Source organism: Coprococcus sp. HCN-4056 (assembly GCF_037892645.1).
In the GTDB taxonomy this organism is placed as follows: domain Bacteria; phylum Bacillota; class Clostridia; order Lachnospirales; family Lachnospiraceae; genus Coprococcus; species Coprococcus ammoniilyticus.
In genome coordinates, this window is the sequence record NZ_JBBKBL010000005.1 from 90030 (window position 1) to 104900 (window position 14871).

10 protein-coding genes are annotated in these 14871 nt (G+C 41.1%); all 10 read right to left on the reverse strand.

What is annotated here, in order from left to right; genetic code table 11:
• Nucleotide 1 precedes the first annotated feature (1 nt).
• On the reverse strand, nt 2-2173 hold the full coding sequence (locus tag WKT03_RS08820; RefSeq protein ID WP_117785304.1) for an ABC transporter ATP-binding protein: 2172 nt from the start codon (nt 2171-2173) through the stop codon (nt 2-4).
• Between the two features lie 158 nt (nt 2174-2331).
• Nucleotides 2332-6903 (reverse strand): chitobiase/beta-hexosaminidase C-terminal domain-containing protein, encoded by a 4572-nt coding sequence (locus WKT03_RS08825; protein WP_340391616.1) that lies wholly within the window; start codon nt 6901-6903, stop codon nt 2332-2334.
• Between the two features lie 436 nt (nt 6904-7339).
• Entirely contained in the window at nt 7340-8371 is a 1032-nt protein-coding gene (locus WKT03_RS08830) for a branched-chain amino acid aminotransferase (RefSeq protein WP_021943596.1), read from the reverse strand.
• A 100-nt stretch (nt 8372-8471) separates the two neighbouring features.
• Nucleotides 8472-10265, reverse strand: coding sequence for a glycerophosphodiester phosphodiesterase (locus WKT03_RS08835; protein ID WP_340391618.1), 1794 nt, complete (start codon nt 10263-10265; stop codon nt 8472-8474).
• An 835-nt stretch (nt 10266-11100) separates the two neighbouring features.
• Nucleotides 11101-12426, reverse strand: a complete 1326-nt coding sequence (locus tag WKT03_RS08840; RefSeq protein WP_021943594.1) for a phenylacetate--CoA ligase family protein — start codon at nt 12424-12426, stop codon at nt 11101-11103.
• A gap of 216 nt (nt 12427-12642) precedes the next feature.
• Nucleotides 12643-13335, reverse strand: a complete 693-nt coding sequence (gene rplA / locus WKT03_RS08845) for a 50S ribosomal protein L1 (RefSeq protein WP_021943593.1) — start codon at nt 13333-13335, stop codon at nt 12643-12645.
• A 60-nt stretch (nt 13336-13395) separates the two neighbouring features.
• Nucleotides 13396-13821, reverse strand: coding sequence for a 50S ribosomal protein L11 (rplK, locus tag WKT03_RS08850; RefSeq protein ID WP_008401096.1), 426 nt, complete (start codon nt 13819-13821; stop codon nt 13396-13398).
• Between the two features lie 57 nt (nt 13822-13878).
• Entirely contained in the window at nt 13879-14403 is a 525-nt protein-coding gene (nusG, locus tag WKT03_RS08855) for a transcription termination/antitermination protein NusG (protein ID WP_008401095.1), read from the reverse strand.
• A 22-nt stretch (nt 14404-14425) separates the two neighbouring features.
• Nucleotides 14426-14629, reverse strand: a complete 204-nt coding sequence (secE, locus tag WKT03_RS08860) for a preprotein translocase subunit SecE (protein ID WP_008401094.1) — start codon at nt 14627-14629, stop codon at nt 14426-14428.
• A 29-nt stretch (nt 14630-14658) separates the two neighbouring features.
• The gene (rpmG, locus tag WKT03_RS08865) at nt 14659-14808 is read right to left on the reverse strand and encodes a 50S ribosomal protein L33 (protein ID WP_008401093.1); all 150 of its coding nucleotides are present in this window, start codon (nt 14806-14808) and stop codon (nt 14659-14661) included.
• Between the last annotated feature and the right edge of the window lie 63 nt (nt 14809-14871).

Here is a 14871-nt window from a genome sequence, read left to right on the forward strand (position 1 = left end):
CTTACGCTATGCTCGCCGCAATCTCTTTTTCAGATAACTGCGAACGGGCAATCTGCTCATATACCGGACAATTCTCCATCAGCTCTTTGTGTGTACCCTTGCCTACGATCTTTCCTTCATCCAGTACCAGAATCTGGTCTGCATGTAAGATCGTGCTGACACGCTGGGCAACGATGAATACCGTACTGTCTGTCATGTCTTCACGTAGTGCTTTTCTGACTGCTACATCCGTCTTGAAATCAAGAGCGGAGAAGCTGTCGTCAAATATATAGATCTTTGCATTCCGGGCTACTGCTCTGGCAATCGCAAGTCTCTGCTTCTGACCGCCGGAAACATTTGTACCACCCTGTGAAATGCTGCTGTCATACTGTTTATCCTTTTCCTCGATGAAATCTGTTGCCTGTGCGATCGCTGCCGCTTTCTTCATCTGTTCATCGCTTGCATCCTCTGCACCAAACCGGATATTAGATGCGATCGTGCCGGAGAACAGCACACCCTTCTGCGGCACATAACCGATATTCTCCCGAAGGCTCTCAATTGATACATCCCGGATATCCGTTCCGTCGATCGTGATCTTACCACCTGTGACATCATAGAATCTTGGCATAAGCTGCACCAGGGAAGATTTACCGCAGCCGGTACTTCCTATAATCGCTGTCGTCTCGCCTGGTCTTGCTTCAAAATCAAGATCTGTCAGAACATCTTCATCCGCTCCCGGATATGCGAAGCTTACATGTTCGTAACGGACAACACCCTTTACAGCTTCTAACTTCTTACAATCCGGCTTGTCACAGATCGTACTCTCTGTATCAATAACTTCCTTGATTCGGTCTGCTGCCACGCCTGCCCTTGGAAGCATAACGGATAACATACCGATCATTAAGAAGGACATAATGATCATCATCGTATAAGTAATAAACGCTGTCATGGATCCAACCTGAAGCTCACCCGAATCGATTCTGTGAGCCGCAACCCACTCGATCAGGATCGTAACCGCATACATAATAAACATCAGAACCGGCATCATAAATGTCATTACACGGTTTACAAATAATGATGTCTTTGTCAGATCCTTATTCGCCTTATCAAAACGTTCTTCTTCGAACTTCTCTCTGCCAAATGCCCGGATAACCGGAATACCGGTCAGGATCTCTCTGGACACAAGATTAACACGGTCAACCAGATCCTGCATGATCTTGAACTTTGGAAGTGCAATCGCCATTAACACTCCGAGAACAACCAGGATGCCTGCTACCGCAACTACGATCACCCATCCCATGCTGGCGCCGCTCTCTACAACCTTTATGATACCGCCAACTGCCAGAACCGGTGCATATAAAACCATGCGGAGCAACATAACCGTAACCATCTGGATCTGTTGAACGTCATTTGTCGAACGCGTGATCAGGGATGCAGTCGAGAACCGATTGATCTCTGCATCTGAGAATGAAATAACCCGTTTGAAAATGCTTTCTCGCAGATCACAGCCCACACCTGCAGCTACTCTTGCGGCTACCAGACCGGTAAGTACCGCCGATGCAACCATTAACAATGTCATAAGGATCATCTCTACACCGACACGTTTCAGATAGGACATCTGGATATCCTTATAATTATAATCCATACTGTCATAACAGGTTCTTGTACAGGTAATGGCAGATGACATCATCATATCATCCCCCATACTGTCACGCATGGAATCGATCATCTGCTTCATCTGCGTTCCCATCTGACTCCACATCTCAGGCGGCAGCTCGTCCAATGTCATACCGCTTGCTGCAAGCATCTGCTTTAACTGATTATCTTCATCCGAATCCACCATCGTATATGGATAATAATACATCATCATCGGCTCCATACACGCCTGATCGATCTCATCTATATGATCCTTGCCGTCATCTGTCATACGGTATATGCCATCATCCGACTGCTCATAATACTTTTCCCACACCGTCACATCATCTTCATCCATAAACCCTTTAATAATGGTATACGCTTTTTCCGGGATCTGCAACGGACTACAATGATCAATGCCGTAATTCTGGATACCGGTATCGATCAGCTTCGACGTATAATCCGGCAATGCCAGATCACAATATGCCTGAACGATCAATAACAGAACAATGATCAGAACCGATTTCCAATATGGCTTCAAATTCTTAATTATCTGCATAGTTTCACCTCTCTATAATTTTCGCATGTAGAGGTATTTTATCACTACCTATATAAAAGTCAATTAAATTCCCATAAAAAATGAATGAAAAAAGACCCGCCTGCCAACTAGGACAGACGAGTCTCCTTGTATATTTAATACGTAATATATTGGGGGCTTTATTTTACTGTAATCTTCAGTTTCTTACGGGCACCATTCTGAGCAAGTGCATATACATAACATTTACCTTTCTTCTTACCCTTGATTCTGCCTCCCTGTGAAACAGTTGCGATCTTGCTATTTGTTGAGATCCAACGAACCTTCTCACAGTGAACTTTCAGTTTCTTATTCTTAGCCATCTTGACTGTTGCATCAAGATAAACGGATTTGCGCTTTTTAACTGTAACCTTTGAAACCGTCTTACCCTTTGTGTTCTTTACAGTAACACCGATCGGGTTGTTGTACTTGTATTTCTTTGTTGCAGTTATTGTATGTAACTGGAAGGACTTGCCGATCATTCTCTTTTCTATCTTTCCAGTCTTGGAATTTCTTACATTCTTATAAGCAATAACCTTAAATTTATAGAATGTATTCTTCTTGAACTTCTTACCGCCTGCAAGCTTTGTAAGTGTATAGCTAATGTTCTTCTTACCCTTTAACTTACTTGCAGAAACAGTCTTGATCTTCTTATATTTGTAAATCTTATTCTTCTTATTGCAATAGTTACCGTAGATGATATATCCATCAGCCTCTTTCAGACGTTCCCAACGTAAGGTCACCTTGCTTGTTGTAGCAGAAGCTCTGCCTGTAAGCTGTCCCTTGGTATACTTGTCTACCTTATCGCTTGAAACCCACTTATCGGCTTCTTTTGTACCTGGCTTTGGTCCCGGCTGTGTTACTTCTTCTTTCTTAACGGTTACTTTTCCATCTGAAAGACGGATTACAACAAACTGTACTGCATCACTGTCTTCCATACCATTCTTAACTGCGATCGCTGTGATCGTAGTTGTGGAATTCTTCTTAATTGTAAGTGGCTTTGTATACTTTGTACCATACTTGGTTGTTGGGTAACTTCCATTTGTTGTATAGTAGATCGTTGCACCTGCTGTCTTTGTTGCAAGGGTAAATGCATTGTTATCCTTAGAACGTGTTCCGGTTGGTGCTGCAACCTGTCCCTTAACAGGATTTACAGGTGTAGACGGAATCAGTTTGCTTACTTCTGCCGATACCACATCACTGTTTAACTTACCCGGAAGAGTTGCAATTGCCTTAATTGTCTTACCGGCAACAGAAGCCGCATCAATCGGTCCTGTATACTTCTTGCCATTCTTCTTGGTCGGTGTGCTTCCATCTGTTGTGTAGTAGATCGTTGCACCCTTTACTGCTGAAACAGTAATTGTCTTTTTGTCACCGCTTGCTGCGATCGTTGGCTTCTGGGTCTTCAGATCTGCTACCTTGACAGTTGCAATATCACTGTCCTTCATGTTATCTTTTACACCAATAACCTTGATCGTATCAATCGTCTTTCCATTCTTATCTGTTGCAGGAATTGGTCCTGTATATTTGGTTCCGTTCTTCTTGCTTGGTGTTGATCCGTTTGTTGTGTAGTAAATATCTGCATCCTTCGGATCTGCTGTGATGATCAGTGATGTACCATCATCGGAAGCCTTAACGGATGGCTTTCCAACCTGAGCTTTATCACCTTTATCTTCTGTTCCAGGCTTTAATGCACTTACATCAAACTCCATAACGTCACTGTCTTTCATATTTGACTTAACAGCAACCGCCTTGATCGTCTTACCGTCTGTACCGGTGATCTGGATTGGTCCGGTATATTTCTTTCCATTTGTCTTACCTGGCGTAGTTCCATCTGTTGTATAGTAGATATCTGCGCCCTCTGTCTTTGTTGAAAGGAGAACAGACTTTTTATCCTCAGTCAGACTTGCAGTTGGCTTATCAACCTGTGCGATCTTACCCTTGTTATCATCAGAAGTTATATTCTTAACATCAAAGTCGATCACATTACTGTCTTTCATTCCATCTTTCACTGCGATAACTTTGATCTTATCAACTGGCTTACCATCTTTTGTTGTTGGGATAGGGCCTGTATACTTTGTTCCATTGCTTCTACTTGGTGTTGTTCCATCTGTTGTATAATAAATATCCGCACCCTTGGTCTCTGTAGAAACAATAACCGTATTTCCGTCGCTTGACTTCTTAGCTGTTGGGTCCTTGACACGCTCCAGTTTGGAGTCATCTGTATTAGTAATATCTGATTTCTCAATTTTCACCGGAGCACTTGCATAATCTGTAAACAATGCTTCATTAACATCTACTGTATCCAGATCATCTTTATTCTGAATTTCTGCTACAACATATATGTTGTATTTTTCTAATATGTTATCTGTTGTAATTCCACTCTTGCCGATCTTGTTAACTACTGCTGCAAGATCCAGATCTGCAGCGCCTGTTAATTTCGTTGAGTCAACAGCATCTAACTTACCATATGCAAGGATTTTTGATCCATTTGCATCGTAAGCCTTATCTGTAACCACATATGTGATCGCATTAACATTATTCTTTTTCTCACCTGTTACACTATAAGGAATTCTTACTACATTTCCCGTCCGTGTCATAGCACCAAGTGTTGTCTTAATGTCTCTGTCTAATAATGTCAGTTTATACTCCGCATTATATCCATCAGCATCAGCCTTCTTTACCTGTGATGTAAAAAGGATTGCTGATTTCTTAACATTAAGTACCGGCGACATTGCATAAGGTGAATCATATGCACTCTCAATCTTTCCTGTTGCCTCTACAGCTGCTCCTATAGTAATTCTTCCTGTTTTATATAAATCTCTGAGCATCCAGCCTGAACCTTTTTCTCTCTGTCCTGCTTCTTCAATAGAATCCGGATAACCATATGTCGTATTTGTTGCTTCTCCACTGGTTAATACAAATACTTTCTGATTCGTCATAACCTTGCTATTCTCAACAACTGAACCCTGATATGTTGCTACTACTCCTTTTCCATCTTCCTTGGATGCTGTACTCTTTGAACTTTTAGCAATAGATGTAACCTCATCTTCTGAAAATTCCTCTAAAAATCCAGTCTGGCTATTTAACCATGTTTCATAATTATTATAACCTACTGGAACATTGAGCTCATCTAATGCATCATCGCAATCTAACAGAATACTTCCATCTGTACCAAAATCTGATGCAGAATCATTATCCAGCATACGGAACTTGATTGGCTGTCCATTATATTTACCATAATATACATAGTTTCCTGTCCAGACATCTTCTGTATTTAATGTTTCTCCATCATGTGAACCATATGGATTTTTGATTCCATTCTCTCCGTTACCGGTACCAGTCGGCTTCTTGCCATTGTTGTTGCCTGAATTACTGCTGTCATTATCAAATTTATATTCTGCAACATTGACCGGTGTACTTGCATAGTCAGAAAACAGTCCTTCGTTTACATTTGCAGTCTTTGCGTCATCTGTCTGAATATCTTCTGCAAATACATACACCTGATAATCCTTTAAGATATTATCAACGGTACATCTGCCTCCTACTTTTCTTGCCAAAGATGCAAGATTAATCGTTACACTGCCTTTTTGCTTTGCATTGGCAAGTTTTCCATATGCAAGGACTTTTGCATCATCAGCCGTATAACCTTTATTGGTAACCATATAAGAAACCTGAGTTGCTTTGGCTCTGTCAGTTCCGCTCAATACATATGGTACAGCAATCGAATCTCCACTCTTCGTTAATTCATTGGTTGTAATATCCAATCTCATGTTCTTGTCTAACAGAGTCAGTTTATATTCCGCATTATTCTTTCCCCGTGTACCGGATACCAGTGAAGTAAACAGTATTTTGGAGACATCCACGTTAAATGCCGGTGAGATTTCTCCACCATACTGCATGGTATCAACAGCTCCTTTGCTGTTGATCATTGCCTCACCCCATCCCTGATTGGTGGTTGAATAATGTCCGGATCTTGTCCAATAGTAATTACTGACAACTGTTTTTCCGATTTTTAATCTCTGAGTTACTGCAGTTGCTTTATCCGGATATCCATATGATTTATTTCTCAGCTCACAAGAATCCAGAACAAATACCTTAGTATCTGTAAGAGGTGTAAATATCAGACTATAACCTGCCGCCGTCTTTAAACCACCATCTCTGACATTTTTTGACTTTTTTGTACTGGAAGCAATTGCTTCCCTGTCTGCATTCGTAAACTGGGTCAGAAAACCGGTCGTTTCTCTTCCCATACCATTATTAATCTTTTCGCCTTCTGCTCCACTGTTCAGCCATTGATAAATATTAGATTGATTCCAGTCTGTTCGGTCGGTTGTTTGAAAATATATACTTTTTGATGGATCTGATTCATCTGCTGTTAAAATAGTCGCACAGTCTAACAACATACTGCCATTGTCAATACCAAATGTCTTACCGGAATTGTTGTCCAATACCCGGAATCTAATTGGTTTATCGTTATATTCACCGTAGTAAACATAGCTTCCTGTCCATTTTTCCGTGTCACTTAATGTTTCGCCATTGGAACCTCTTGGATTCGTGATCCCTGCTATTCTGAGACCGGTGATCGTCTTTGTACTTTCTGAGGTAGTCGCAGCATCAACCTTTTCAATTGGGTTGAGTGTTGGCAACATACTGACAGCCATCGCTGCACTTATCGCAAGTGCTGTTCCCTTCTTGAAAAATCCCTTTTTCATCGTTTTCCTCCATTTCTTTGCAGATTGCCCATTCTCTGACGGCAATCTCATGTTGGTTCCCGGTTTTATCGGCCGGTTTTTGTTATGTACAATATTACTTTTAGCAATTTTCAAGTATATATTGTCACTTTATAAATATCAAGTGTTATACTGCAATATATTTTATTTTCGTACAAATGCACATAAAGCAAACGCATTTCACAAAAAAACATACATTTTTGCATTTTTACCTGTTATCCAATTTGAGTTTTAGAAATGCATTCTCAAAACAGATTTTTTACTTTCAATTAGATATGATGTCATATTTTTAATATCATATGTTATTTTATATCTAATTTATATTTTATGGGAATATACATAAAATATATGGCGCAAATCCCACCAAGGGAATTTACGCCATATATTTTTTCTTTCTTTATAGAAACTATTTTAATAATTAGTCTACTTTGATCTCTTTGATCCATCCTTCCGGAGCTTCGATCCTACCCATCTGGATACCTGTTAATGTATCATAGAGCTTCTGGATAACCGGTCCCATCTTCTCCATTCCACTTGGGAAGCAGATCTCTTTGCCATGATCAACAATCTTACCTACCGGTGAGATAACGGCTGCTGTACCACACAGACCACACTCTGCAAAATCTTTTACCTCATCGAAGTATACTTCTCTGTGCTCTACTTTCAGTCCGAGGTACTTCTCAGCAACTACCATAAGTGAACGTCTCGTGATTGATGGAAGGATACTGTTTGACTTAGGGGTTACAACTGTTCCATCCTTTGTTACGAAGATGAAGTTTGCTCCACCTGTCTCTTCTACCTTTGTTCTGGTTGCTGCATCTAAGTACATGTTCTCATCATAACCTTCCTGATGAGCTGTAACAATTGCATGAAGGCTCATTGCATAGTTCAAACCAGCCTTGATATGACCCGTTCCATGAGGTGCTGCACGGTCAAAATCTGAAACCTTGATCGTAATTGGCTTTGCACCGCCCTTAAAGTAAGGACCTACTGGTGTACAGAACATTCTGAACTGATACTCATCTGCCGGCTTAACACCGATTACAGGATTTGAACCAAACATATATGGTCTGATGTAAAGAGTTGCACCTGAACCATAAGGTGGAACATAAGCAGCATTTGCTCTTACTGTCTCTTCTACTGCCTTTACAAATCTATCTTCCGGGAATGCAGGCATCTCAAGTCTCTTTGCTGAATCTGCCATTCTGCTTGCGTTCAGATCAGGACGGAAACATACGATTCTGCCATCTTCTGTTGTATATGCCTTTAATCCTTCAAATACTGTCTGGGCATACTGAAGAACACCTGCGCACTCACTTAATACAACGTTCGCATCATCTGTTAATGTTCCTTCATCCCATGCACCATTCTTATAATTTGATACATATCTTTTATCCGTTTTGATATAACCAAAACCGATACTTGACCAGTCAATATTTTTCTTCTCCATAACTATTCATCCTTTCAGTTTCTATTTCGCAAAAAAATAATATTCATAGTTTCTGTTATAGCACATTCTTTTCTCAATTTCCATAGTATTGATAATTTTTTTACTGTTCAAATATATATTTTACCATATCTGATACGGCATTACTGTCCTTATGCTTTAAGGTTCTCTTCGCAAGCGGCACGCGGTCCGTGATGATATTATCCACGCCAATTGCCATCATACGACGCATCTCGCTGCTGGTATTTACCGTCCATGCGCAGACCATAATACCTTTTTTATGTGCTCCGGTTACCACCTGCCTGGTCAGGTATCTGGCATCAATGCTTAACACATCCATTGCTTCATAATTTGTCCGGTTGCTGTATCCGAAGCTGTATATATAGCCCGTCACGATATCCGGATCATCTTTCTTGATCCGTACAAGAGACCGTTGCTTAAAGGATGTGACAATACATTGCTCTTCCATGTTATTCTCTTTGAGCTCCTGCGCAACCTTTGCTTCCAGTTCTCCGTCATTCCGGACCGTTTTCAGTTCTATGTTCATCATGACCTTGCCTTTACAGGTATCGATTGCTTCCTGTAAGGTCGGAATCTTTGTTCCGGCATATTCATCTGAAAATTCTGCTCCGGCATCCAATTGCTGTAGCTCCTCATAAGTAGTATCACATACCAGCTTATCAACGCCTGTCGTCCGCTCGGTTGATGGGTCATGCATCAGCACAAGTTCCCCATCTGAAGTCAGCCGGACATCCATTTCCACATAATCTGCCCCTTCTTCGATTGCCTTTTCAAATGCAGGGATCGTATTCTCCGGAGCTTCACTGCTAGAACCTCTGTGTGCGGTGATCAACGTTGCCCCAAGGGAAGCGTAAGTCGGTGTCGTACCTGCAGACAAAAATCTGACATTCAGATATATTGCCAATACACAGGCAACAGCAACCATACTGACCAGTACATAATGGGTCTGCTTGTTAAGATCAGCATTATCTACATAATACATAAGCATCTTTGGTCGTGCGAGCTGTAATGCTGCAGAAATGTTGAACATACCACAGATAAAAAGCAACAACCCTCCGACAACGATGTTTATACGATTATACACTTCATAAAACAGTATCAGAACATTGTCGCCATCAGATTTCGCCTTGATAACAAGAACACTTACCAGAATAAATACTGCATATAGTACCGCACAGAATAAAGCAATAAACAATTCCCATAACATCTGGAACATAAAATGATGAAATCTTTCCCGTGGTGTCAGCCGGGTCTGCTCTTTTGCTTTCGATGCATCGACATTTCCAAGGATCAGCAACCGGATATATGGAATCTTTATGGACATAACCCAGATACAGATCAGATAGATCACTGCAAATCCAATCCAAAATGCTTTCTTTCCGGTTCCCCGAATACACAATTTCAACAGGTATTTTGTGACCGTATTATTATTTAACGCCATCAGAAACGGTGGCATGTATACTGCAAACGCAAATGGAAGCATGTAGAAAATACGCACAATTTTCCTTTTTCCAAAGAAACGGAAGAAATGCTTCTCGACCTGTACCAGATATTCAATCAAGCCATGTCTGCTGTGCCGGAGTGATGCATCAAACAATACAATATACATCGTAAGGTTCAACAACATAAACACCATGAGCAGCACAATAAGAAGCAATATATAAATAATAGATCCCGGCTTGATCAGGACATCCAGAAAGTTCTCTTTCGTGATCGAACTGTATCCGGACAATTTGATCGCCAGATAGAATCCACGAAATACAACCGGAACCAGAATAAACGACGAAACCAGTAGAAAAGCAAGCTGACATAGTACCACCTTTATTTTATTATGTGCCAGAAAATATCTGATCCGGAGCATATATTCCGCTTTCATATCTGTCTGCCTCCTGGTTGTCTGTTCAAAACAGGCATTGCAGAATATTCTATGCTCTGTTTAAACATTTCTGACATTACCAACCAGAGGACGCTTCCGCTCGTTTCGTCCTGCAACGGTACTAAGATGCCGTTTACACGCCATCTAAGGACCGGCGGACTCAAATGCCTCTGAGTTGGTAAGTCAAAATGTTTAAACAAAATCTACAATATGCTTTCTGCAATTGCCTGTTTAATCTCATAGTCTATATTATAGGCACAACCGAAGCTATCTGCAAGCACTCTCTGTCACAATAATCTGACAACCGAACACATCCGGCTTCTGACGATATATAAAAACCGGGGAAATGTTCTACACAATTAATCGTACTTACCGTAACGCACTATACAAAAAGGCACCCACAATAAATTTTAATATCTCAGGATATTATTTGCGCTATAACATGACATTCGCAAGGATTTCGTTATGAGTTGCACATTGTACATTAGAGTAAGCTACACTAACCCCAGACTTCGCGCTAACGCTCGTCTTCACTAAGTGCTCCGCTCAGCCAAAGGCGAGTTGGCAAAGGAGCATTTACGAAACAGACATATGCGGAAATTAAAAAGCATGAGATTACTTCTTGCTATTAGCTCTGTCATCAAAAAATGACATAAGTGAGGCTTCCGTTATGAGCTGCATATTGTCAGTAAATGCGAGTGCCTGTCTGAGTCCGAAGGACGAGTTGGCACAGGAGCATTTACGAAACAGACATATGCAGCGAATAGGAACCGCAACGAGTCATTTATGATGACAGAACTATAGCAGGAAATAATCTCATGCTACATCAACCATTTTAGAAGCCGGTGTTTCGGTTATCGGTGATACGCTTTGCCTTGCCCTCGGAACGAGCAATAGACTTCGGCGGAAGCAGTTCTACCTTGGCACTGATCAGTAGAGTCTGCTTGATCTGTGTCTTGATATATGCAGCCAGCTTCTCAAGCTTATCCGCATCGTTTATATCAACATCATCCTTTAATTCCACCTGAACAGTAAGCTTATCCTGTGAATTCACACGATCAACTACCAGCATATAATGTGCAGATGCTTCTTTCACACCCATCAGTACAGCTTCAATCTGACTTGGGAATACATTGACGCCACGAACAACAAGCATATCATCGGTACGTCCTGTGATACGGCTCATCTTAACTGTTGTTCTTCCACAAGCACATGTTCCGTGATGTAAAGTACAGATATCATGTGTTCTGTAACGGATCATAGGCGCACCTGTCTTGGTCAGTGTAGTAAATACCAGTTCACCCGGTGTATCATCCGGAAGCGGTTCTTCTGTTACCGGATCGATGATCTCTGCAAGCACATGATCTTCATTGATATGCATACCATGCTTTTCCATGCATTCAAATGCAACACCGGGACCACCGATCTCCGTAAGTCCATAGATATCGAGTGCATCAAAATCAAGCAGATCTTCCAGATGCTGTCTCATTTCCTCTGTCCATGGCTCTGCACCAAAACAACCGGATTTCAGTTTTAATTCTTCCGGCTTGATTCCCATTTCATGGATGGTTTCTGCCAGATATGTTGCATAAGATGGTGTACAGCAAAGCATCGTAGCACCAAGCTCTTTCATCATTATAATCTGTCTCTGTGTATTACCGGATGACATTGGAATTACTGTAGCCCCAATCTCTGTTGCACCCTGATGTGCCCCCAGTCCGCCGGTAAATAAACCATAACCATAAGCAATCTGAATGATATCATCCTTTGTACCGCCTGCAGCAGTCAGTGCTCTGGCAACCATCTCTGTCCATACCTTAATATCATTTTCCGTATATCCTGATACGATCGGCTTTCCGGTTGTTCCTGAAGAACCCTGAATACGTACAATATCTTTAAGATCTGCAGCAAATAGTCCATATGGGAAATTATCTCTCAAATCGGTTTTCTGCGTAAATGGAAGCTTTACGATATCTTCAATTCCATTAATATCTTCCGGTTTTACTCCGGCTTCATCCATTCTCTTTCTGTAAGCCGGAACATTATTATATTCCAACTCTACGGTAGCTCTCAGTCTCTCTCCCTGAAGCTTTTTTCTTTCATCAAAATCCATACATTCCATTGCATCGTTATAGATGTAATGAATCTTCTTCTGTCTCATATGTGACTATCCTCCATGTCTGATCTTGGCTTTACTTTTTCGCTTTTATGTTTTTCCACACTAAAGCGTTTACCCATAAAAATTTTAGCTGAGCAGCCTGTATATGTCAAGGAAGTTTTTACCTTCCCTTAAAGTTTTTCCATATAGTACAAAACGACCACCACACAGGCGCGTCCTGCATGATGGTCGTTCTGTCAATATATTGGTATATAAGATTTACGCAAATCTTGTTGTGTTAATCTTTACACCAGGACCCATTGTTGAAGCAATTACAACGCTCTTAAGGTACTGTCCCTTAGCAGCTGATGGCTTTGCTTTTACAATAGCATCCATTAAGGTCTGGAAGTTTTCGTCTAACTGTTCCTCTGTAAAGGAAGCTTTTCCCACTGGCACATGGATAATATTGGCTTTATCAAGTCTGTACTCTATCTTACCAGCTTTGATATCATTAACTGCTTTTGTTACGTCCATTGTAACTGTACCAGCCTTAGGGTTTGGCATTAAGCCCTTAGGTCCAAGTACACGACCAAGACGTCCAACAACACCCATCATATCAGGTGTAGCTACAACAACATCGAAATCTAACCATCCGTCTTTCTGGATCTTTGGAACTAATTCCTCACCACCTGCGTAATCAGCACCGGCAGCAAGAGCTTCGTCTACCTTATCTCCCTTAGCGAATACGAGAACCTTAACTGTCTTACCTGTTCCATGAGGTAATACAACTGCACCACGTACCTGCTGATCTGCGTGACGTCCATCAACGCCCAGTCTTAAGTGAGCTTCGATTGTCTCATCAAATTTAGCTGTAGCCATCTTCTTTACCAAAGCAACTGCCTCTTCGAATTCGTAAACGGCTGTTTTGTCATAGAGCTTGCTTGCATCTATATATTTCTTACTCTTCTTCATTATAAACCTCCTGTGGTCTTATCGGGAGCGACCCTCCCACCAAAATGTTTTTATTCTTAATTACTCTTCAACTGTAACGCCCATTGAACGAGCTGTTCCAGCGATCATGCTCATAGCAGTTTCAAGGCTTGCAGCATTTAAATCTTTCATCTTAAGTTCGGCAATTTCCTGAACCTTAGCCTTTGAGATAGTTGCAACCTTTGTCTTCTTTGAGTTAGCTGAACCGGATTTGATATTACAAGCCTTCTTGATCAGAAGTGCTGCAGGAGGAGTCTTAGTGATAAAGCTAAAGCTCTTATCCTGATAAACTGTAATAACAACAGGAATGATCATATCTCCTTCGTTAGCAGTTCTAGCATTGAATTCTTTTGTAAATGCAACGATATTAACACCATGCTGACCAAGAGCCGGTCCAACAGGTGGTGCAGGTGTTGCCTTTCCTGCAGGGATCTGTAATTTGATATATCCTTCTACTTTCTTCGCCATCTTAGCGCACCTCCAAAAATATTGTGGTAATAACGGGGGATACCCTTCCACTCACTCTTACAATTTCTTGATATCAGCGAATGCAATCTCTACAGATGTTGCACGGCCAAATATTTCTACATCGATGGTAATGGTCTGTTTACTTGGGTTAATTGCCTTAATACTACCCACGGTACCTTCCCAGGCACCTGCTGTAACCTCAACCATATCGCCTACTTCCGCATCGATCACGATTGTCTCCTTGTTGATTCCAAGGTACTTCATCTCATCATCTGATAACGGAACCGGTTTTGATCCCGGTCCTACGAATCCTGTAACACCTCTTGTATTACGAACTACATACCATGTAGCATCGTTCATAATCATATTGAGCAGGACATAGCCGGGAAACAGTTTTCTGGTAACAGCTTTCTGTACGCCGTTCTTAACCTCAATGGATTCTTCTACGGGTACAGACACTTCTAATATCTGGTCCTGTAATTTTCTGTTTTCAATTGTTTTCTCAATATCAGCTTTAACCTTATTTTCATAACCTGAGTAGGTATGGACTACATACCATTTTGCGCTTTCTGCATCTGCCATATAATTCACCAACCTTTACTCATTATATTATGAAATTCAAGCCTATTTGTATAAGCCAGTCAACGACTGCAATAATAGCTCCGAGGATTACCGTTGAAACGATTACTACGGCTGACTGCTTAAACAGGGTTGTTCTGTCAAGCCATGTGATTTTCTTGAATTCACCCTTTAGTTCCTGGGTCCAGCTTTTCTTGAGAGCTGTTGATTTTTCTTCACTTTTTGCCATTAAACCAATCCTCCTTCACTGGTCCGGAACTATTTTGTTTCCTTGTGTACTGTATGCTTCTTGCAGAATCTGCAGTACTTCTTTGTTTCCATTCTGTCTGGATGCGTTTTCTTATCCTTTGTCATATTGTAATTACGCTGTTTACAATCCTGACATGCCAATGTTATTTTAACGCGCACTTCCATCTACCTCCATTACTTATTTTAAGGCATAAAAAAAAGACCTCTTTCATCGCACGATTA

Coding starts and splice junctions, on each gene's coding strand:
- WKT03_RS08820 (WP_117785304.1), bottom strand. CDS start 2,173: ATGCAGATAATTAAGAATTTGAAGCCATATTGGAAATCGGTTCTGATC.
- WKT03_RS08825 (WP_340391616.1), bottom strand. CDS start 6,903: ATGAAAAAGGGATTTTTCAAGAAGGGAACAGCACTTGCGATAAGTGCA.
- WKT03_RS08830 (WP_021943596.1), bottom strand. CDS start 8,371: ATGGAGAAGAAAAATATTGACTGGTCAAGTATCGGTTTTGGTTATATC.
- WKT03_RS08835 (WP_340391618.1), bottom strand. CDS start 10,265: ATGAAAGCGGAATATATGCTCCGGATCAGATATTTTCTGGCACATAAT.
- WKT03_RS08840 (WP_021943594.1), bottom strand. CDS start 12,426: ATGAGACAGAAGAAGATTCATTACATCTATAACGATGCAATGGAATGT.
- rplA (WP_021943593.1), bottom strand. CDS start 13,335: ATGAAGAAGAGTAAGAAATATATAGATGCAAGCAAGCTCTATGACAAA.
- rplK (WP_008401096.1), bottom strand. CDS start 13,821: ATGGCGAAGAAAGTAGAAGGATATATCAAATTACAGATCCCTGCAGGA.
- nusG (WP_008401095.1), bottom strand. CDS start 14,403: ATGGCAGATGCAGAAAGCGCAAAATGGTATGTAGTCCATACCTACTCA.
- secE (WP_008401094.1), bottom strand. CDS start 14,629: ATGGCAAAAAGTGAAGAAAAATCAACAGCTCTCAAGAAAAGCTGGACC.